Origin of the sequence: Streptomyces sp. CC228A (genome assembly GCF_021390935.1) — a bacterium.
GTDB lineage: Bacteria > Actinomycetota > Actinomycetes > Streptomycetales > Streptomycetaceae > Streptomyces.
Genome location: NZ_JAJPUI010000006.1, coordinates 120,371 through 140,062, shown reverse-complemented (window position 1 = coordinate 140,062; position 19,692 = coordinate 120,371). Strand labels below are relative to the sequence as shown.

Genomic DNA, 19,692 nt, shown 5'->3' with positions numbered 1-19,692 from the left:
GGATGGGCTTGCCAGCCCCGGTCCGGGATGGGAGAGGATGGCGGCTATCCGTACGAAGGGAAATCACCCGGTGAGCATCGACCCGTCCTCGATTCCGAACTTCGGGGCCCAGCCGCAGCCCCAGCCCGCGGGGCCGCCCCCCGGCCCCGTCGTCCCCGACCAGGACCTGGTGAAGCAGCTCCTTGAGCAGATGGAGCTGAAGTACGTCGTCGACGACGAGGGGGACCTCGCGGCGCCGTGGGAGGAGTTCCGCACCTACTTCATGTTCCGCGGTGAGGCGGAGCAGCAGGTCTTCTCCGTACGGACCTTCTACGACCGCCCCCACCCGGTCGAGGACCGTATGAAGATCCTCGAGTCGATCGACGACTGGAACCGCCGCACCCTGTGGCCCAAGGTCTACACCCACCTCCACGAGGACGAGCAGGGCGGCGCCACCGTCCGGCTCATCGGCGAGGCCCAGATGCTGATCGGCACGGGCGTCAGCCTGGAGCACTTCGTGTCGTCGACGGTGAGCTGGGTGCGCGCGTCGATCGAGTTCGACAAGTGGCTCGTCGAGCAGCTCGGCCTGGAGACCGGCGAGTCCGGCGAGGACGAGAAGCCGGGCGACGAGGCCTGAGCCCGTACGGGCTCGCGGTGACGCGGCCGGGGCGGTGACCGGAAGACGGTCACCGCCCCGGCCGCGCCCTTTCCCGCCCGCGGCGGCCCCCGCCGGACGGGTGCGGAACCGCGCCGGCCGTTCCCGCCGGCCGTACCCCGCCGGTCGTGCCTGCCGGCCGTGCCGCGCCGTCTGTGCCTGCCGTCCGTGCCCGGTGGCGCGGTTCCGTCCGCCGCGTCCCGGCCCGCCGCAGGTGGCTCGCCGCCCCGGGGCGGTGCGGTCAGGCGGTGAGCTGCCGCAGCCGGTCCGCTGCCTCCCGGAGGACCGCGGCCTTCTTGCAGAAGGCCAGGCGGACGAAGGTGCGGCCGGCGTCGGCGTGGTCGTAGAACACCTGGTTGGGGATGGCGACGACGCCGCAGCGCTCCGGGAGGGAGCGGCAGAACGCCAGGCCGTCCTTCTCGCCGAGGGCCGCGATGTCGGCGGTGATGAAGTACGTGCCGCGCGGCAGGTACACCTCGAAACCGGCGGCCCGCAGCCCGTCGGCGAGGATGTCGCGCTTGGCCCGCAGGTCCGTCCTGAGGTCCTCGAAGTAGGTGTCGGGGAGGCGCAGCGCCTCGGCGATGGCGTACTGGAACGGGCCCGACGCCACGAACGTGAGGAACTGCTTCGCGGTCCGCACGGCCGCGGTGAGTTCGGGCGGCGCGGTGAGCCAGCCCACCTTCCAACCGGTCAGGGAGAACGTCTTCCCGCCGGATGACAGGGTGACCGTGCGCTCCCGCATGCCCGGGAACGCCGCGAGGGGCACGTGCTCCGCGTCGTCGAAGACGAGGTGTTCGTACACCTCGTCGGTGACCACGAGCAGGTCCCGGTCGACGGCGAGCGCGGCGACGGCCGCGAGTTCGTCGCGGGTCAGCACGGTGCCGGTCGGGTTGTGGGGGGTGTTGAGGAGGATGAGGCGGGTGCGGTCGGTGACGGCGGCCCGCAGCTCGTCCAGGTCGAGGACGAAGCGCCCGGCCGCCGGGTCGGGCCGCAGCGTCACCGGGACGCGGCGGCCGCCCGCCATGGCGATGCAGGCGGCGTACGAGTCGTAGTACGGCTCCAGGGCGATCACCTCGTCGCCGGGCTCGACCAGCGCCAGCAGGGCCGCGGCGATGCCCTCCGTGGCGCCCGCGGTGACGAGGACCTCGGTGTCGGGGTCGTAGGCCAGGCCGTAGCGCCGCAGCTGGTGCTCGGCGATCGCGGTGCGCAGTTCGGGAACGCCCGGGCCGGGCGGGTACTGGTTGCCGCGGCCCTCGCGTACGGCCCGCACGGCCGCTTCCCTGATCTCCTCGGGGCCGTCCGTGTCCGGGAAGCCCTGGCCCAGGTTGATCGCGCCCGTGGCGGCGGCCAGCGCCGACATCTCCGCGAAGATCGTGGTCCCGAACCCGGCGAGGCGGCTGCTGAGCGGTTGCCTTGTCATGGGCGCCATCCTGAGGCGAACCGGGCGGCACCTCAAGGGCGGGCCCGCGCGTGTCCGTGCGGTCCGCACGCACCGGCCGCCGAACCTCTGGAGTTGCTCAAGTGCGCTTTGGGCGGTGCGGGCCGCGGGGATCCCCCCGTCACGGGCGTACGGGGGACCCCGCGTCACACGCCTGCGGGAGACAGGAGGAGCATCATGATCGAGTCCGTGGTGGACACCGTCCTTGTCGTGGTGCTGGTCGTGGTGCCGCTGACGGCGGTCGTCGCGGTGGGGACGGTGGTCTGGGCCTTCGCCCGCCAGCGGCGGCAGGACGCGGCCGCGCTGCGCGGTGGACGCGCCGGGGCGGCGACCGGGACCCGGGCCGGGGACTCCTCGACGGCGGGCTGGTGGGCGGCCGGCGGCGGTGCGGCGGCCACCGCGCACGTGCCGGACGGGCGCGACGCGACCGGTGGGTCCGGGGCGCCTGACGGGTCCGACGGGCACCGGCAGGGCGGTACGGACACGTCGTCGCCCTCGTCGTGCGGGGCTTCCTCGTCCTGCTCGTCGCCGAGCCCCTCGTCGTCGTCCGGCTCCTGCGGGGGCGGCGGGTCGTCCTGCGGCGGTGGCGGCGGATGAGCGGCCGCCTGCCGGGCGGCGGCGCGCGGGAGGGGACAGCGGACCTGCGGGGAGGGGGACATGGACGGAGCCGGGGGACCACGCAAGAGCTCACGCGGGGAGCGGAGTCCGAGGATCCCGCCCTCGACACCAGGGGACCGCTACCGGCGGGCGGGGACGCCGAGGGGCCGGACTCCGAGGAGTCCGACTCCTGGGCCACCGGCGGGCCGGATCCGGTCGGCGGGCACGCCCGAGGGCCGGAGTCCGAAGAGTCCCTCTCCTGGGGCACCGGAGGGCCGGAACCAGCCAACGGGCACGCCCGGGAGCCGGAGTTCGCGGAGCCCCTTGCCGAGGGGCCCGGGGGTGGGGGACGGCTGTCCCGGGGTCCGGCAGCGGTGAACCCGGCGGAGCCTGGCCGGAATACGGAGATCCGGTGACCGGGGGCGCTGACGCCGGGGGCACCGTGATCGACGCCCTCACGCTGTCGGGAGCACTGCCCGCCGCGGTGGCGTCGGTCTTCCTGACGCTGGCCGGGCTGCTCGTGTGGCTCGCGGCGACCGGTCGCGGCCGGCCGCCGAGGGCGCGGCGCCGCGGGTGGCGGGCCCGGCACGGCTCTGTACCCGGAACGGCGTTCCCGGGTGCGGGGGACGACGACGGGAGCGGCGGCTCACCCCACGGGGCGGGTGCGTCCTCGTCGTGGTCCGCGTGCTCTTCTCCGTCCGCTTCCTCTTCCTGCACGTATTCTTCCTGGTCCTCTTCCTCGTCGTCGTCCTCGTCATGCGGGGCGAGTTCCGACTGAAAGCGCAGTACTTCCTCACATCGGATTCGGCAGTCGGGGCAGCGGGGGCATCCCGCTGTCCCCTCGCACACGGGGGATGGTGATTTCCCATGGAATGGGCCCTTGTCATAGGCGGGTTGTTCCTGCTGTTCGTGATCCTGGTCGCGCGGGCCGCCGGATCCGGCGGCCGGGGAGGCGGCGGACGCCGCCGCGGGGCCTCCGGCCGCTGGGGGCACGGCGGGTCGTCCTGCGGGGGCGGCGGCTCGTCCTGCGGTGGAGGCAGCAGTTGCGGCGGGGGTGGCGGCTGCGGAGGCGGCAGCTGAGCGCACCGCGCCCCACGACGGCGGCGGGGGTGGGAACGGCGGCACGGGGCGGCTGTCCCCCCCCGCCGCGCACCGGGCGCGCGTCACCGAAACGTTTGTGCGCCCGATTAAGCGGAATATGGTGAACGGTTGAACCGCTCGTCGTCCGGGGGGATGGAAACCGCGCAAAGTTGGGTAAAGACGCTGTGAGCCTCGCGCGGTTCATGATTCCCTCGCTGTCGAAACGTTCGAGAACGCCGAGAACGCCGAGAACGCCGAGAACGCCGAGAACATCGAGAACGACGAGAACACCGAGAAACGACGAGGACGACGACAAGCGCCGAGAACGTCGATCCCCGGACTCGTGTGGACCCCGACCCGGCACCCCCGTACGCACCGGAGCACCGCCCGGAACGACGCCCGGTCCACCTGCCTTCCTCCCACCGTGCCTGCGGAGCTGACTCATGCTCACGACTCTCCAGACCGAGTACACCGACACGCGCGCGGCCGACCTGGCCTGGGCGCTGGGGCGCGAGCCGCTGCCCGCGCTCGCCGTGCTCGACCTAGAACTGTCCGGCGCGCGCCTGCAGTTGAGACTGCTGGGCGCGTCCCACCAGGTCCTGTTGGAGGAGCAGCACGGCACTTGCTCCGAGACCGTGGCCTGCATGCCCGGCAGCAGCACCCCCCTCCCGCTGGGCGTGGCGAAGCGGATCGGGGGCTGGGAGTACGAGTTCGCGGCCCGGGTCGAGCACCTGTCGCGCGGGTCGTTCGCGGGGCGGGCCCAGGAGTTGCTGGCGTTGGTCGCCGACCATCCGCACGGGCTCGCCGGGACCTTCCCGGGGTCGCCGCACGCGTTCACCGCGATGCTGGCGCAGCGCCACGAGGGCAGGGTGCGGTGGCGCACCTGGCACGCCTATCCGCAGGAGCGGCAGTTGGTGGTCACCCGGACCAGCGTGGGCTGCGTCTTCCCCCAGCGGTCGGCGCGGCACATGCCGCAGGCACCCGCCCTGGCCCGGGGGTTGGGGTGAGAGGGAGCCATGAACACTCCTGTGGGTGACTAGCGGCACGGAGGGTGTGACGTAGCGTTAGCGCATGCTCGAAGCGCCCGCCCCAGCCGCCTCCGTGGCGCCGCGCGCCCCGGAGGGGCGCCGGGGGCCCGTCGGGGGTCCGCGGGCGGGCCGCTTCCTGGTGCTCGCCGTCGTCTTCGTCTGCGCCGCCTGCGGGCTGGTCTACGAACTGGTCCTCGTGGCCCTCGCCGCCCATGTGATCGGCGACTCCGTCACCCAGGCGTCCGTCGTGCTGGCCGTGCTCGTCTCCGCGATGGGCGCCGGATCCCTCCTCGCCAAGCGGCTGCGCTGCCGGGCCGCCGTCGGTTTCGCCCTGCTGGAGGCGCTGCTGGCGCTGCTCGGCGGCTGCTCCGCCCTGGCGCTCTACGCCTGCTTCGCGTGGCTCGGCGGCGCGCAGTCCGCCCTGGTGGGGTTCTCGATCGGGGTGGGGGTCCTCATCGGCGCCGAGATACCGCTGCTGATGACGCTGATCCAGCGCGTGTCGCGGCGTGCCGAGCAGGACGCCGGGGGGACCGTCGCCGACCTGTTCGCCGCCGACTACGTGGGCGCGCTGGTCGGCGGTCTGGCCTTCCCCTTCCTGCTGCTGCCGTGGCTGGGGCAGGTGACGAGCGCGCTGGTGACCGGCGCCGTGAACGCGGTGGCGGGCGCGGCGCTCGTGCTGTGGCTGTTCGGCCGTGAACTGACGGGCCGCGAGCGGCTGCTGACGCTCGCGGCCAACGCCGCCGTCGTCGGGGTGCTGGCCACCGCCACGGTGCTCGTCGACGACTTCGAGCGGGCGGCCCGCCAGGCCGTGTACGGGGACGAGGTGCGGGTCGCCGTCCGGTCCGAGGTCCAGGAGATCGTCCTGACCGGCCCCCGCGACGGCCCGCCCGGCCTGTTCCTCGACGGGCGGCTGCGGGTCAGCGGCCGTGCGGAGCACCGGTACCACCCGGCGCTCGTCCACCCGGCGCTGCGGGGCGCGCACGGGCGCGTGCTGATCCTGGGCGGCGGCGACGGGCTGGCGGCCCGCGAGGCGCTGCGGTACGCGGACGTGGAGGCGGTGACCGTGGTCGACGTGGACCCCGAGGTCGTACGGCTGGCCCGCACCGACCCGGCGCTGGCCCGGCTCAACGGGCACGCGTACCGGGACCCGCGCGTCCGCGTGGTCCACGACGACGCCTTCCGCTGGCTGCGGGGCGCGGTGGGCGAGGCCCGCGGCACGTACGACGTGATCGTCGCCGACCTGCCGGACCCGGGCGTCACCACGAGCAGCAGGCTGTACTCGGAGGAGTTCTACGGCCTGGCGGCGCGCGCCCTGGCCGGAGGCGGGCGGCTCGTCGTGCACGCGGGCTCCCTGCGGGACCGCCCGCACACGTACTGGACCGTGGAGGCCACGCTGCGGGCGGCGGGTTTCGCGACCCGCCCGTACGGCACGGACGACGGGCGCAGCGGGTTCGTCCTCGCCGCACCCGCGCGGCACGGTGGCGCCCGCCCGCCGGTGCTGGGCCTGGCGCCCGGCGCACCGAGCCGGGGCGTGCCGGCGCCCGGGGCGCTGGCGGCCGGCGCCGCGCGTGCGGAGCGGTCCCGCGTGCCGGGGCTGCCCCCGTCCACGCTCGTGCACCCCCGGTACGGCGACTGACGCGGGCTTCGTCCGCCGGGCCTGCGCGGATCGGGGACGGAAGGGCCGTGCGTGGGTAGGCTCGATTCCCATGGAGCATGAGGTGTTCGTTCCGGTAGCCGTCCAGACCCTCCGCGATCTGCTCGCCGACCCAGCCCGTGTCGCCTCCTGCGTGCCCGGGTTGCACCAGGATGCGGAGGCGTCGGCCGCGCCGCTGTCGGGCCGCCTCAAGGTGCGCGTCGGCGGGCACAGCATCACGTACCGGGGCGCCCTGCGCGTGGCGGCCCGGGACGACGGGTCCTACGCCGTCGAGGGGGAGGGCGAGGAGGTGCGCGGCACGGGCCGGGCGAGCCTCTCGCTGACCGTGCGGCTCGCGCCCGCGGAGGGCGGGACGCAGCTCGCCTTCAGCGGGGCGGTGGAGTCGCAGGGGCGGCTCGCGGAGGCCCAGGGCGACACGGCGACGGTCGCGGCGCACCGCCTGCTGGACCGTTTCGCCGAAGCCCTGGCCGAGCAGGCGGAGGCCGCGGAGCGCGCCGGGGGCGCGGAGCCCGTGGAGGCGGCGGGCGCGGCCGGAGCGGCCGACGCCGCGCGAGGGACCGCAGGGTCCGCGGCGTCCGGGGAGGCCGAGGGCACGGCGGCCGGCGGGGACGCCGAGGAGCCGGAGCACGCCGGGGACAGGGGGAAGGGGCCGGGGGCGCCGAGGGGATGGAGCACCCCGGCGGCAGGGAGCACCCCGAGGACGCCGCGCAGGAGGAGGCGCTGCGGGACGCGGCCGGTCCGGACGGCGCGGGCCACCCGGAGGAGACCGGGGAGCCGCAGGACGCTCCGGGCCTGGAGGGGCCGGCGGCCGCCGAGGGCGTGGAGGAGCCGGCGGAAGCGGAGGGCCTGGCGGACGCCGACGAGGACGGTGCCGACGGCGGCGACGAGGCCCGTGCCGTCTTCGACGCGCCCGTGCCGCCCAGCTCGCTCGACCCGTTCGCCGCCGACGACTTCCCGTCGGACGACACGGGGTGGGCGAGCCGCCCGCAGAAGCCGCGCACGCCCGGCGCACGATGATCGGCCGCAGCGCCGAGGAGGTCGATCACGCCCCGCCCCGCGGCCGGTACGCACCCGTGCCGGGCCCGGCGACAATGTCCGCGTCCAACCCGCTGCGCTGGCTGGCCCCGGCCGCCCTCGCCGTGGCGTCGGCGGTGGTCGTGCGGCGTGCGCTGCGGCGCCGCAAGTAGGCACGTAGGGTCGGGCGCTGTGACCACGATCATGAGTGAGAGCGAGCGCGCAGAGGACGTCCGGTTGGCCGCCGGAGACGTCGAGGTGACCGTGGCCCCGGCGCTCGGCTGCCGGTTGAGCAGCCTCCGCGTCGGCGGCACCGAGCTGCTGCGGCAGGGCGAGCGCTACGGCTGCTTCCCCATGGTGCCCTGGTGCGGCCGCACCGACCGCGGCACGTTCCTGAACGGCGCCATCCGCCATCAGCTGCCGCTGAACGCCCCGCCCCACGCCATCCACGGCACGGGCCGCGACGCGGTGTGGCGCACGGCGCGCGCGGGCGCGTCCGAGGCGGCGTTCACGTACGAGCTCGGCGAGCCCTGGCCGTACCCCGGCCTGGTCACCCAGACGCTGGAGCTGACGGAGGAGTCGCTCACGCTGCGGCTGGGCGTGGAGACGTACGGGGACTCGTTCCCCGCGCAGGCCGGGTGGCACCCGTGGTTCCGGCGCACCCTCGACGGCAGCGCGGCCGTGCTGGACTTCGCGCCCGCGTGGCAGGAGGAGCGCGGCGACGACCACCTGCCCACCGGCCGGCGCGTCGACCCGCGCCCCGGCCCGTGGGACGACTGCTTCGGCATGCCGGACGGTGTGGACGTCACCGTCACCTGGCCCGGGGTCCTCGCGCTGACGGTCACCAGCCCGGAGCAGTGGGTCGTGGTGTACGACGAGCAGGAGGCCGCGGTCTGCGTGGAGCCCCAGTCCGGGCCGCCGAACGGCCTCAACACCGCTCCGCGCCTGGTCACCCCCATCGAGCCGCTGGAGACCGCGACGACCTGGACCTGGCGCCGCCTCTAAGCTCGTACGCATGACTGACGTACGTGCCGATCTGCTCCAGCAGATCAAGAACAAGGCCGTGGTGCACGGCAAGGTGACCCTCTCCTCGGGTCTGGAGGCCGACTACTACGTCGACCTGCGCCGGATCACGCTGGACGGCGCCGCCGCGCCGCTCGTCGGTCAGGTCATGCTCGATCTGACCGCCGACCTCGACTTCGACGCGGTGGGCGGTCTGACCCTGGGCGCCGACCCGGTCGCCACGTCGATGCTGCACGCCGCCGCCGCACGCGGCCGCACCCTGGACGCCTTCGTCGTCCGCAAGGCGGCCAAGGCCCACGGGATGCAGCGGCGTGTCGAGGGCCCGGACATCAAGGGCCGCCGCGTGCTCGTGGTGGAGGACACCTCCACCACCGGCGGTTCGCCGCTCACCGCCGTGGAGGCCGTCCGCGAGGCGGGCGCCGAGGTCGTGGCGGTCGCCACCATCGTGGACCGGGCGACCGGCGCGGCCGAGAAGATCAGGGGGACGGCCGGGGTGCCGTACCGCTACGCCTACGCGCTGGACGAGCTCGACCTCGCGTAACGGGCCCTCCGCAGCTCGTGCGAGGGCGCGTCCGGCGCGTCTCGCGCCGCGGGCATCCTCCGCACCTGCGGCTTTCGGCAGGGAGGGGCGGGCGGGTCCGTTTCACGTGAAACCGACCCGCCCGCGCCGCATGCCGGGGCCGTCCGGGGGTGGTGCCTGCGGGACCGTCTGGAAAGATGGGGGCGACGATGACGTCGCCCCCCAGGTCAGGGATCAGAGACGCAACGCAACCGCAGATCACAAGGAGCGGACCATGCCCATCGCAACCCCCGAGGTCTACAACGAGATGCTCGACCGGGCGAAGGCAGGCAAGTTCGCCTACCCGGCCATCAACGTGACGTCGACGCAGACCCTGCACGCTGCCCTGCGCGGCTTCGCCGAGGCCGAGAGCGACGGCATCGTGCAGATCTCGACCGGTGGCGCTGAGTTCCTGGGCGGCCAGTACAGCAAGGACATGGTGACCGGCGCCGTCGCCCTCGCCGAGTTCGCGCACATCGTCGCCAAGAAGTACGACGTCAACATCGCGCTCCACACCGACCACTGCCCGAAGGACAAGCTGGACGGCTACGTCCGCCCGCTGCTCGCGGTGTCCGAGGAGCGCGTCGCCCGGGGCGAGAACCCGCTCTTCCAGTCCCACATGTGGGACGGCTCCGCCGAGACCCTGGCCGACAACCTCGCCATCGCGCAGGAGCTGCTGCCCCGCGCCGCCGCCGCGAAGATCATCCTTGAGGTCGAGATCACCCCGACCGGCGGTGAGGAGGACGGCGTCACCCACGAGATCAACGACGAGCTGTACACCACCGTCGAGGACGCGCTGCGCACCGCCGAGGCCCTCGGCCTGGGCGAGCAGGGCCGGTACCTCCTGGCCGCCTCCTTCGGCAACGTCCACGGCGTGTACAAGCCGGGCAACGTCGTGCTCCGCCCCGAGCTGCTGAAGGACCTCCAGGAGGGCGTCGGCGCGAAGTACGGCAAGACCAGCCCGTTCGACTTCGTCTTCCACGGCGGTTCCGGCTCCACGGCGGAGGAGATCGCCACCGCCCTGGAGAACGGCGTCGTGAAGATGAACCTCGACACCGACACCCAGTACGCCTTCAGCCGCCCGATCGCGGACCACATGTTCAAGAACTACGACGGCGTCCTCAAGGTCGACGGCGAGGTCGGCTCGAAGAAGACGTACGACCCGCGCACGTGGGGCAAGCTGGCTGAGGCGAGCATGGCCAAGCGCGTCGTCGAAGCCTGCCAGGCGCTGCGTTCGGCCGGTACGAAGCTCAAGTAGAGCAACCGATCGGTAGGGCGGGCCCGGCATCGCGTGGAGCGGTGCCGGGCCCGCCCCTTTGCGGAGGGGTTCTGGGTGACGACGTACGACTTCGACACGCCGGTGGAGACACGGGGCACCGGCTCCATCCAGTGGGACGTGCTGCCCGCCCACTACGGGCTGCCCGACCTGCTGCCCTTCACCATCGCCGACATGGACTTCCGGTCGCCGCCCGAGGTGCTGGAGGCCCTGCACCGCAGGGTCGACCACGGCGTCTTCGGCTACACGGACTGGGAGCACTCGGGCTTCCCGGAGGCCGTACGGGACTGGTACGGCGAGCGGTACGGAGTGGCGGTCGCGCCGGAGACGCTGGTCTTCGGGCCCTCCGTCGTGAACGAGCTGGCGCAGCTGCTGCGGATGTGGACCGAGCCCGGGGACGGCGTGGTGGTGCACACCCCGACCTACGTCGGGTTCATCAACGCGCTGGCCGGGCTGGGGCGGTCCCTGCGGGGCGTCCCCATCGGCGACGACGAGGCCCTGGAACGGGAGCTCTCCCGCCCCGACGCCCGGGTGCTGCTGCTGTGCTCCCCGCACAACCCGACCGGCCGGGTGTGGACGGAGGACGAGCTGAAGGGCTTCCTCCGCCTGGCCGAGGCCCACGGGGTGGCCGTCATCAGCGACGAGATGTTCGGCGACCTCACCCACCACGGGCAGCGCCACACCCCCTGGGCCGCGATCGCGCCCCCCGGCGGCCGCTGGGCGCTGATCACCTCGGCCGGGAAGGCGTTCAACCTGCCGGGCATCGGCGGCGCGTACGGCATGATCGGCGAGCCGGAGCAGCGCGCCGCGTTCCTGTGGCGCATGGAGCACGGGGAGGGCCTGCCGTCCGCGTCGACGCTGTCCCTCACCGCGCACGTCGCCGCCTACCGGCACGGGGCGCCCTGGCTGGACGCCCTGCGGACGTACGTGGCCGGGAACCTGCGGATGCTCGGCGAGCGCCTCGACGCGGCGTTCCCCGGCCGCGGCCTCTTCACCCCGCCGCAGGCCGGGTACCTGGCGTGGCTGGACCTGCGACCGCTGGGCGTGGACGACGCGGTGCTGAACGACGAGCTGGTCCGGCGGGAGCGGATCGCCGTCAAACCGGGCGCGGAGTACGGCGCGCCCGGCTTCGTACGGGTCAACCTCGGGTGCCCGCGCTCCAAGGCGGAACGGGGCGCCGACGCACTCGTCAGGGCGCTGCGGAGGCTGGCGGCGTAGCGCGGGCCGCCGGACGGGCCGTCCGCGGCGGCGGTGCGGTGGGCGGGCGGCCCCTTCACGTGGTCGTGCACGCGGTGCCGCCGTCACCGTCCGAGTGACGGCGGCACGGACGCCCCGGCCGCGGCGGTCGCTACTGCTGCAGCTCGGCGTACGCCTCCTCGCTGCTGTCCTTCAGGAACTGCCGGCACCGCTCCGCCTCGTCCTTCTCGTCGATCGCGCCGGCGGCGCGGGCGAGGGCCGCGAGGCAGCGCAGGAACCCGCGGTTGGGCCGGTGCTCCCACGGGATGGGGCCGTGCCCCTTCCACCCGGCCCGGCGCAGTGCGTCCAGACCGCGGTGGTAACCGGTGCGCGCGTACGCGTACGACTCGACCACCCGCCCCGCCGCGAAGGCGTCATCGGCGAGCATCGCCCAGGCGAGCGAGAACGTCGGGTCCTTCGCCACCACCTCCGCCGGCGGCACGGACTCCTCGCCGAGCATGCGGTACGCCTCTTCGTTCTCCGGCAGGTACGTCGGGTCCGGGCCGCCGAGCAGGTTCTTGTAGGTCGTCATACAGGCAGTCTGCCACTGGGGGGCGCGCGCCCGGGACGCCCGCGAGGAAGACCGGCCGCGGCCGGGGGCCCGGTTGCCTCGGCGCCCGCTCGCGACGGCACCCTCGCGCTGTCCCGGCACCCGGCGCCTGCCCGGCGAGGCACGGCGGACGGGGCGGCCCCGGCGGCGGACCGCACCCGGGCCCCGACCTCATCTGTCGCCCTGCCCGGGAAGAAGGCCCGCCATCATCTCCCATAGGGACTTGCTGCCGACCGGGCGGAGCACCAAGGGGCTGTCCGGCCCCGCCTCGCCCTCATGGACGGGCTCGGCCGGGGACTCCCGGTGCCAGTAGCCCAGCGGGCCGCAGTCCCAGACGCCGAACCCGCGCACCGCCACCGCCGGTTGCGCCTCGTCCCCGCCGTGCCAGGCCGAGGTGAGACGCCAGTGCGAGCGGAGCTCGACGAGCAGGTGGGTGAAGAGGGAGAGGGCGGGATCCGCGAGGCGTCCCGCCGCGGCCAGAGCACGCCGGGCCCGCTCGGGGGTGTCGGCGTCGGCCGGGCCGTCGAGGGCTGACAGCCCCGCGTCCATCGTCCCGACGGTGGTCTCTATGTACGGCACCGCGACGTCGAGCGCTTCGGCCTGCCGCAGGTTCACCAGGAAGGCCAGCGACCAGAGCAGCAGTCTCGGCTCGACCTGCGCGTACTCGGTCTCACGCTGACCCGGCCACTCCTCGTACGAGAAGACATGGTCGGCTCCGATCACCAGGCCGTGGTTCAGTGCGCCCTGCCGGCCGAGCACCTCGGCGTTCACCGCCACGACGGGCTGCGCCAGGGTTTCCAGGAGCGGGGCGAGCTGGACGGAGACCTCCCCCGCTGCACTCACCAGCCCGGAGCTCTGGAGTTCGGAGGCGGCGCCGCCGTATCCGGCGGGCAGCGACTCGCCGCGCAGCATGTGACCCAGAAGCGTCAGGTGCTCCTGCGCCAGTCGGAAGCGGGAGCGGGCACTGTCGTAGGAAGGCAAGGGTCAGCTCCGTGCTGCGTTGTCGGCCGCGAGGTTGAAGACCGTTGAGAAGCCGGCGCGGAATGCGCCGCCCAGGGTCAGGTGAGAGCGGTTGACACCCGAGAAGAGCACCGCCAGGGAGATGTCGACTGGTTCAGCGGGTCCGTCGATCTGCACCAGGAGGCGGCGCCGCTTCCTGCCGATCCCCGAGTCGGTGACGGTGATGGCGAGTCCGGGCCGGGTGAGGACGTAGCGTTTGCGACTGATCGCGGTGCACCGGTAGGTGGTCCCGTCGTGTGTGATGCGCAGGGCACGGCGTTTCCTGCTGACGGCCCACCGGTTGCGCCTCAGCTGCGCTTCCCGGCCGTCCACCGAGAGCTGGGCGCCGGTCAGCCGCGGCTTGTCCTCGAAGATGGACCAGCTGATCATGAGCGCGGTCGGGATCGTGCTGCCTTCCGCTCTGGCTGCCGTTCCTCTCTTGGGGCGGATGTCGGCCGGGTAGCGCACCCGGATGTCGCCGAAGTCCTCGGAGGTCGTGGACCAGTGGAGCGCGCGCCCCTCGTCCCGTATTTCTCGCATCTCGAACGACATGGTCACTGCGTGCTCCTAATCGAAGGGGTTGAGGAACTTGCCCACCTTGCTCGCGCCGGACGCGATGTCCTTCCCCAGGTCCTCCGCCTTGTCCCCCACCCAGTCCGTGGACGCGTCCCAGGCGTCGGCGATGTTCTCCCGGTTCTCCCAGGCAAGGGCGCCGGCATAGATCACACCCGTGCCGACGGCCAGGCCCACGGTGACCGGGTTCGGCGCGACCATCGCGACGGTCAAGGACGCGTTGAACGCGGTACCCGTCAGATCCGAGGCGAACTTGTCGGGGTTCTGGGCGATTTTCTCCGAGTCGTACGTGGAGAGGTTCGCCACTCCATAGAGCGTCGCTCCTGCGGATCCGACGATGCCGAGCCCGCGGATCGCGCCGGCCGCCTTGGCCGCATTGGCCAGGCCGCCGTTCTCCGCCACCGTGATGAGATTCGCCTGGGCGGCTGTGGGCGTGATGAGGGTGCTGTTCTTCATGTATGAGCCGTACTGCGCGGCAACCGCATGTGACCCTCCGAGAACAGATCGGGCGGCAGCCGAGGCGCTCAGGGGTTTGGACGCACCGGGAACGGCCGGGTTGCTGCTCACCAGCCGCGCAGTGAGTGTGCCCGGGGCATTCATCAGAGTGCCGGCCTCGCGATAGGCCTTGATCAGGCCGAAGGCGCCAGGAATCGAGACACTGGCAGCCCTGGCGAAGGCCGCGATGGAGACCGCGCCCGACACGTACCGGGAGTAGAGCCTGCCCCACTCGGGGTTGCCCGAGAGCTTGGTGACGAGGTCGCCCTGGGCGCGCGCCGACCACATGCTCAGGGTCTCGGTCCTGGGGTCCATCAGCAGTGAGCTGAGGTCGAGGGAGACCTCGTCCTCGGCCTTCGGCGTGGCGGCGGCGACCAGGTCGCCCTTCGCCTGGCCGTTGAATCCGGTGCCGAAGGTCATGTCGTCCGCGGCACCGCCGACGAGGGCGTCCTTGACCACGGCCTCCAGTGACGCCTTGAGGTCCTTGTCCGCCTCGTCGAAGGACTTCACACAGGCGGTGAGGTACTCCGCCCAGGCCGCTTCGTTCTCCTTGACGTCTTGCAGGGCCTTGGGGTCGGCCTGGAGATCGGCACGTTCCCGGCTGGTCAAGCGGTCGAAGTCGTAGGCGACGCGGCCCTGCTCCGAGACCTTCATGCCCGCGTCCACCGCGTCCTTGCGGGCGGACTCCAGGACCCTCCTGAGCTCGGTGAACCGCTCGCGGCCCGCGCGCAGCACCTTGGCGGTGGCCTTCGCCTGGGTCTGCGCCGCCCGGTACTCGTAGGCGGTACCGGCGAACCGGCGGTCGGCGGTACCAGCCGAAACGCCGACCCAGCCGGAGTGCGTCGAGACGGGGCGGACGGCGCTCTGGTAGCGCCCTTCCGCCTTCCCCAGTTCCTCGGCGACCTTGTCCCACGCCGTCGCGGCGGTGTCGAGGGCGCCGAAGTCCGTGGTCATGGCCTCGTGATACGTCAGCACCGCGCATCCCCCCAGAAGCATCACGCCGACAGGGATCCCGCCGAGACCCCGCTTTCGATCTTGCGTTCGCAACCCTAAACCCCTTGGCGCCTTCGCTTCGGAGGTCGGGGCGCGCTGCTGTGGGCGGGTCCCCGGTGGGGCGGTGCGGTGGTGCGGCGCGTCGGTGGGGGAGTGACCGGCCGGTACGATCGCACGTATCAGCGAATAGTGTGCGCCGGGCCGACCCGCCGACCCCACCCGGTGCGCGCACGGGGGAGGGGACACGTGGGCCAGCGTGGTGCCAGGGCGCAGGGGCGTCGAAACCGTCGGCGGAGCCGCGGCCGGGGCAGGCTGCGGCCCCGCATAGTGCTGGGCGGTGTCGCCCTCGGCGTGCTGTCGCTGGGGGGCGGCGCGGCCCTCGCCCACCTGGAGGCCGGGAGCACCGCCCCCGCCGCGGTGGCCGCCTCGCCCCGTCCGAGCGCGCAGTCCTCCGCTCCGGCCTCGCCGAAGGCCCCGGCCGCCCCCTCCGCGAGTGCGGGCCGCAGCGCGCAGCCGAGCCCCAGCACCAGCACCCGGCCCAGCACGTCCCCCGGCCCGTCGAAGAGCACCGTGCCGCACTCCGGCAAGGGCACCTTCACCGCCGCTCGGGCCGCGGGCGACAAGGTCGGCACCGGGCCGCTGCGCCGCTACACCGTCAAGGTGGAGGACGGCATCGACCTGTCCGCCACCCAGGCGGCCCACGAGATCGAGGAGATCCTCGCCCACCCCCGCGGCTGGGCCGCCCACGGCAAGGGAGCGTTCCAGCTGGTCGACGAGGGGGCCGACTTCACCGTCTTCATCGCCACCCCCAGCACCGCGGACCGGCTGTGCCTGGCCGAGGGCCTCAACACCCGCGGCGAGCTGAACTGCGAGACCCGGCAGGGCGTGGTCGTGAACCTCAAACGGTGGATGCTCGGCTCCCCGACCTTCTCCGGCACCCCCGCCGAGTACCGCCACCTGATCATCAACCACGAGGTCGGCCACGAGATCGGCATCCGCACGCACATGGGCTGCCCCGGGCCCGGCAAGCCCGCGCCCGTGATGATGCAGCAGATCAAGGGCCTGAAGGGGTGCGTCTCCAACGCGTGGCCGTATGACGAGGACGGCCGTTACATCACCGGGCCGATCGTGCCATGATGCGACCGGGACCGCGTGCACGGCGCACAAGGAGCGCGCACGCCGGGTTCCGAGGGGACCGGGGCTCCACCACCGTCGCGGAAGGAGCGGACCGCTACCCGGTAGCACACACTGTTGGAGACAGCGATGTCTGCTTCGTCGACCCCCGCACCGAACCTCGACTTCGGGGGCACCACTCCGTACGAGGACTACGTCCAGGCGGATGTCCTCACCCACCTCCAGCACCCTCTCTCGGACGACCCCGGAGAGATGGTCTTCCTGGTCACGACCCAGGTCATGGAGCTGTGGTTCACCGTCATCGTCCACGAATGGGAGACCGCTTCCCGCGCCCTGCGCGAGGACGACCTGCCCGTCGCGATGGACGCGCTCCAGCGCTCGGTGTACGAGCTGGAGTCCCTGAACGCCTCCTGGAAGCCCCTGGCGCGGCTCACCCCCGCCCAGTTCAACGCGTACCGCTCCGCCCTCGGTGAGGGCTCCGGCTTCCAGTCCGCGATGTACCGCCGCATGGAGTTCCTGCTCGGCGAGAAGTCCGCGTCCATGCTCGTCCCGCACCGGGGCGCGCCCCGCGTGCACGCCGAGCTGGAGAAGGCCCTGCACGAGCCGAGCCTCTACGACGAGGTGCTGCGGCTGCTGGCCCGGCGCGGGCTGCCCGTCCCGGCGGAGGCCGTGGAGCGCGACCTGTCGCAGCGCTACGAGCCGTCGCCCGAGGTGGAGGCGGTGTGGGCCGGGATCTACGCCGACCGGGACCAGCACAGCGAGCTCGTCCGGCTCGGTGAGCTGCTCACCGACGTCGCCGAGCTGGTGTGGCGCTGGCGCAACGACCACCTCGTGGCCACCCGCCGCGCGATGGGCGCCAAGACCGGCACGGGCGGCTCCGCCGGAGTGGCCTGGCTGGAGAAGCGCGCCCGCAAGAACGTGTTCCCCGAGCTCTGGACGGCCCGCAGCCATGTCTGACGCCCCCCGCACGGAGACCGCCGCCATGTCCGCGGCCCCGCACACGCAGGCCGGCGAGGCTCCCGCCCAGCCTGCGGAAGCCCCCGGCACGCCCGCCGGGGCCGCTGCCGTGCCCCCGCACGCCGCCGACCTGCGCGGGAAGGCGGCCGAGCTGGACGCCGCCGACCCGCTCGCGAAGCGGCGGGACCTGTTCGCCCTGGACGACGGGGCGGTGTACCTGGACGGCAACTCGCTGGGCGCGCTGCCCCGCCACGTGCCCGCCCGGATGGCGGACGTCCTCACCCGCGAGTGGGGCGAGCTGCGCATCCGCTCCTGGGACGAGAGCGGCTGGTGGACCGCGCCCGAAAGGATCGGCGAGCGGATCGCGCCGCTCGTCGGGGCCGCACCCGGACAGGTCGTCGTCGGCGACTCGACCAGCGTGAACGTCTTCAAGGCGCTGGTCGGAGCCGTCCGGCTGAGGGGCTTCTCGGGCGGCGGCGCGTCCCGCGACGAGATCCTCGTCGACGCGACGACCTTCCCCACCGACGGGTACATCGCCGAGTCCGCCGCCCGCATGACAGGCTGCCGCCTCGTCCCCGTCGCCCCCGCCGACGTGCCGTCCGCCGTGGGGCCGCGGACCTCCGCCGTGCTGGTCAACCACGTCGACTACCGCACCGGCCGCCTCCACGACCTGCCCGGCATCACCGCGGCCGTGCGGGACGCGGGCGCCCTCGCCGTGTGGGACCTCTGCCACAGCGCGGGCGCGCTGCCCGTCGGCCTGGACGAGCACGGCGTGGACCTGGCGGTCGGCTGCACGTACAAGTACCTGAACGGCGGGCCCGGCGCGCCCGCGTACCTGTACGTCGCCGAGCGGCACCAGCGGGACTTCGACTCGCCGCTGCCCGGCTGGAACTCGCACGCCGACCCCTTCGCGATGACCGCCGGGTACGCGGCGGCGGACGGCGCGGCGCGGGGCCGGGTCGGGACGCCCGACATCCTGTCCATGCTGGCGCTGGAATCGGCGCTGGACGTGTGGGACGGCGTGGACCTCGCGGACGTGCGGGCCAAGAGCCTGGCGCTGACGGACCTCTTCCTGGAGTGCGTCGCCGCGTACGTGCCCCGGGGCGCCGTGCGGTCGCTGACCCCGCGGGCCCACGCGGAGCGCGGCAGCCAGGTCGCGCTGGCCTGCGCCGAGGCGCCCGCGGTGATGCGGGAGCTCGTGGCGCGGGGCGTCGTCGGCGACCTCCGCCGCCCTGACGTGCTGCGCTTCGGGTTCACCCCGCTGTACGTCGGGTTCGCGGACACCGAGCGGGCGGCGCGCGTGCTGGCCGAGGTCTGCGCGGAGGTGTGTTCGGGGGCGTAGCGCCCGTGTTCGGCCCGATCTGGCGGGGGCGGCCGTCCGGACTCCGGTCCTGATACCGTCCCCGCAGGTCAGGCCAATTCGGCCCCGTCACCGAAAGGTTGAGCAGCATGCCCGACCCCGCCGCGCGCGACGCCGCCGAGGAAGCATCGGCACTGTCGCATCCGGCCGTCGACCCCGACTCCACTGCCCCGTACGGCGACCACCCCGACCAGATCGTCGACTTCTACGCACCCCGGGGCCGCGAGGACCGCGTCCCCGTGGTGGTGCTGTTCCACGGCGGCGCGTGGCGGGCGCCGTACGACCGGCGGCACGTCTCCCCGCTGGCGGACTTCCTGGCGCGCCGCGGCTTCGCCGTGGCCAGTGTCGAGTACCGGCGGGGTGCGGAGATCCCGGCGCCCCGCGCTCCGGCGGCGGGCCGGAGGACGGCCCGCCGGCCGGGCGCTGGCCCGACACGTTCGACGACGTGGCGGCGGCGATGGACGCGCTGCCCGCGCTGGCGGCCGGGCACCTGCCGCAGGGCGACCTGCGGCGCACCGTCCTGACGGGGCACTCCGCGGGCGGCCACCTGGCGCTGTGGGCCGCTGCCCGGCACGTGCTGCCCGCCGGGTCGCCGTGGCGGCTGCCCGAACCGCCCGGGCTGCGCGGGGTGGTGGCCCTCGCGCCGATCGCCCACTTCGAACGGGCCGCGGAGCTCGGCGTGTGCGGCGGCGCGGTGCAGCAACTGCTCGGCGGGGCAGCGCTGTTCGCGGAGCGCTCGATGGCGGCGGACCCGGCGGTCCTGCTGCCCACGGGCATCGCGACGGCCGTCGTCCAGGGCCGGGAGGACTCCGTCGTGCCGCTCGCCGTCGCCGAGGCGTACGTGGACGCGGCGGCGAAGGCCGGGGAGATGGTGGGGCTGACCGTGCTGGACGGTGTCGGGCACTTCCCGCTGATCGACCCCGCGGCCGACGCGTGCGCGGTGGTGGCGGAGGAGATCGCCCAGCTCGCCTGGTAGCGGCCCACCCCGGCCCCTGCCGCTGTGCGTCCCGTCCGGTGTCTCCCGCGGTGCCGGGGTGCCTGCCCCCTGCCGCTGCGGGCGCCGCGACCCTCCGCGGGTCCGTCTCGCGGCTG

General features: G+C 73.9%; 19 protein-coding genes and 2 pseudogenes. 16 read left to right on the top strand and 5 right to left on the bottom strand.

From position 1 onward, the window contains the following. Positions 1 to 70 precede the first annotated feature (70 nt). Positions 71 to 616: a YbjN domain-containing protein gene (locus L6E17_RS18415; protein ID WP_236241845.1), complete on the top strand. Its 546-nt coding sequence runs from the start codon at positions 71 to 73 to the stop codon at positions 614 to 616. A 259-nt stretch (positions 617 to 875) separates the two neighbouring features. Here L6E17_RS18415 and L6E17_RS18410 read toward each other — a convergent pair whose 3' ends face one another. Beyond that, complete coding sequence (locus tag L6E17_RS18410) at positions 876 to 2,063, bottom strand: pyridoxal phosphate-dependent aminotransferase (RefSeq protein ID WP_236241844.1); 1,188 nt, start codon at positions 2,061 to 2,063, stop codon at positions 876 to 878. 186 nt (positions 2,064 to 2,249) lie between these two features. Here L6E17_RS18410 and L6E17_RS18405 point away from each other — a divergent pair, with 186 nt between their 5' ends. The 11 genes and pseudogenes from L6E17_RS18405 (at position 2,250) to L6E17_RS18365 (ending at position 11,521) form a co-directional block, all read left to right on the top strand. Then, positions 2,250 to 2,669, top strand: a complete 420-nt coding sequence (locus tag L6E17_RS18405; RefSeq protein ID WP_236241843.1) for a hypothetical protein — start codon at positions 2,250 to 2,252, stop codon at positions 2,667 to 2,669. A gap of 684 nt (positions 2,670 to 3,353) precedes the next feature. Continuing rightward, positions 3,354 to 3,530 (top strand): hypothetical protein, encoded by a 177-nt coding sequence (locus L6E17_RS18400; RefSeq protein WP_236241842.1) that lies wholly within the window; start codon positions 3,354 to 3,356, stop codon positions 3,528 to 3,530. Between the two features lie 662 nt (positions 3,531 to 4,192). Next, positions 4,193 to 4,756: a DUF2617 family protein gene (locus L6E17_RS18395; protein ID WP_236241841.1), complete on the top strand. Its 564-nt coding sequence runs from the start codon at positions 4,193 to 4,195 to the stop codon at positions 4,754 to 4,756. 64 nt (positions 4,757 to 4,820) lie between these two features. Beyond that, entirely contained in the window at positions 4,821 to 6,413 is a 1,593-nt protein-coding gene (locus tag L6E17_RS18390) for a polyamine aminopropyltransferase (RefSeq protein ID WP_236241840.1), read from the top strand. A gap of 70 nt (positions 6,414 to 6,483) precedes the next feature. Beyond that, positions 6,484 to 6,849 (top strand): annotated as a pseudogene (locus L6E17_RS31050) (SRPBCC domain-containing protein); the annotation flags it as partial. A gap of 248 nt (positions 6,850 to 7,097) precedes the next feature. Then, positions 7,098 to 7,448, top strand: coding sequence for a hypothetical protein (locus L6E17_RS31045; RefSeq protein ID WP_308315899.1), 351 nt, complete (start codon positions 7,098 to 7,100; stop codon positions 7,446 to 7,448). Next, on the top strand, positions 7,445 to 7,618 hold the full coding sequence (locus tag L6E17_RS31040; protein ID WP_374109100.1) for a hypothetical protein: 174 nt from the start codon (positions 7,445 to 7,447) through the stop codon (positions 7,616 to 7,618). Before L6E17_RS31045 ends, L6E17_RS31040 begins: the two co-directional genes overlap by 4 nt. A gap of 31 nt (positions 7,619 to 7,649) precedes the next feature. Continuing rightward, positions 7,650 to 8,450 carry an aldose 1-epimerase gene (locus tag L6E17_RS18380; protein WP_236242121.1) on the top strand — a complete coding sequence of 267 codons (801 nt, stop codon included), beginning with the start codon at positions 7,650 to 7,652 and terminating at the stop codon, positions 8,448 to 8,450. Between the two features lie 10 nt (positions 8,451 to 8,460). Beyond that, the gene (gene pyrE, locus L6E17_RS18375; RefSeq protein WP_236241839.1) at positions 8,461 to 9,009 is read left to right on the top strand and encodes an orotate phosphoribosyltransferase; all 549 of its coding nucleotides are present in this window, start codon (positions 8,461 to 8,463) and stop codon (positions 9,007 to 9,009) included. A gap of 253 nt (positions 9,010 to 9,262) precedes the next feature. Continuing rightward, a complete protein-coding gene (gene fbaA / locus L6E17_RS18370; protein WP_236241838.1) occupies positions 9,263 to 10,285 on the top strand; it encodes a class II fructose-bisphosphate aldolase in 1,023 nt (340 codons plus the stop codon). Positions 10,286 to 10,360: 75 nt separating this feature from the next. Further along, complete coding sequence (locus L6E17_RS18365; RefSeq protein WP_236241837.1) at positions 10,361 to 11,521, top strand: MalY/PatB family protein; 1,161 nt, start codon at positions 10,361 to 10,363, stop codon at positions 11,519 to 11,521. A gap of 130 nt (positions 11,522 to 11,651) precedes the next feature. Here the strand turns inward: L6E17_RS18365 and L6E17_RS18360 are convergent, their stop codons facing one another. The 4 genes from L6E17_RS18360 to L6E17_RS18345 all read right to left on the bottom strand — a co-directional run bounded on the left by L6E17_RS18360 (position 11,652) and on the right by L6E17_RS18345 (position 15,110). Then, positions 11,652 to 12,071: a DUF3151 domain-containing protein gene (locus L6E17_RS18360; RefSeq protein ID WP_236241836.1), complete on the bottom strand. Its 420-nt coding sequence runs from the start codon at positions 12,069 to 12,071 to the stop codon at positions 11,652 to 11,654. 189 nt (positions 12,072 to 12,260) lie between these two features. Then, positions 12,261 to 13,070, bottom strand: coding sequence for a hypothetical protein (locus L6E17_RS18355; protein ID WP_236241835.1), 810 nt, complete (start codon positions 13,068 to 13,070; stop codon positions 12,261 to 12,263). Positions 13,071 to 13,073: 3 nt separating this feature from the next. Then, positions 13,074 to 13,646, bottom strand: coding sequence for a hypothetical protein (locus tag L6E17_RS18350; RefSeq protein WP_236241834.1), 573 nt, complete (start codon positions 13,644 to 13,646; stop codon positions 13,074 to 13,076). 9 nt (positions 13,647 to 13,655) lie between these two features. After that, positions 13,656 to 15,110 carry a hypothetical protein gene (locus tag L6E17_RS18345; protein WP_236241833.1) on the bottom strand — a complete coding sequence of 485 codons (1,455 nt, stop codon included), beginning with the start codon at positions 15,108 to 15,110 and terminating at the stop codon, positions 13,656 to 13,658. 285 nt (positions 15,111 to 15,395) lie between these two features. Here L6E17_RS18345 and L6E17_RS18340 point away from each other — a divergent pair, with 285 nt between their 5' ends. The 4 genes and pseudogenes from L6E17_RS18340 (at position 15,396) to L6E17_RS18325 (ending at position 19,576) form a co-directional block, all read left to right on the top strand. Continuing rightward, complete coding sequence (locus L6E17_RS18340) at positions 15,396 to 16,286, top strand: DUF3152 domain-containing protein (RefSeq protein WP_374109084.1); 891 nt, start codon at positions 15,396 to 15,398, stop codon at positions 16,284 to 16,286. A 126-nt stretch (positions 16,287 to 16,412) separates the two neighbouring features. Further along, the gene (locus L6E17_RS18335; protein ID WP_236241831.1) at positions 16,413 to 17,240 is read left to right on the top strand and encodes a tryptophan 2,3-dioxygenase family protein; all 828 of its coding nucleotides are present in this window, start codon (positions 16,413 to 16,415) and stop codon (positions 17,238 to 17,240) included. Positions 17,241 to 17,265: 25 nt separating this feature from the next. Then, positions 17,266 to 18,582: a kynureninase gene (kynU, locus tag L6E17_RS18330; protein ID WP_374109098.1), complete on the top strand. Its 1,317-nt coding sequence runs from the start codon at positions 17,266 to 17,268 to the stop codon at positions 18,580 to 18,582. Between the two features lie 107 nt (positions 18,583 to 18,689). Further along, positions 18,690 to 19,576: pseudogene (locus L6E17_RS18325) on the top strand (alpha/beta hydrolase). The last annotated feature ends 116 nt before the right edge of the window (positions 19,577 to 19,692 follow it).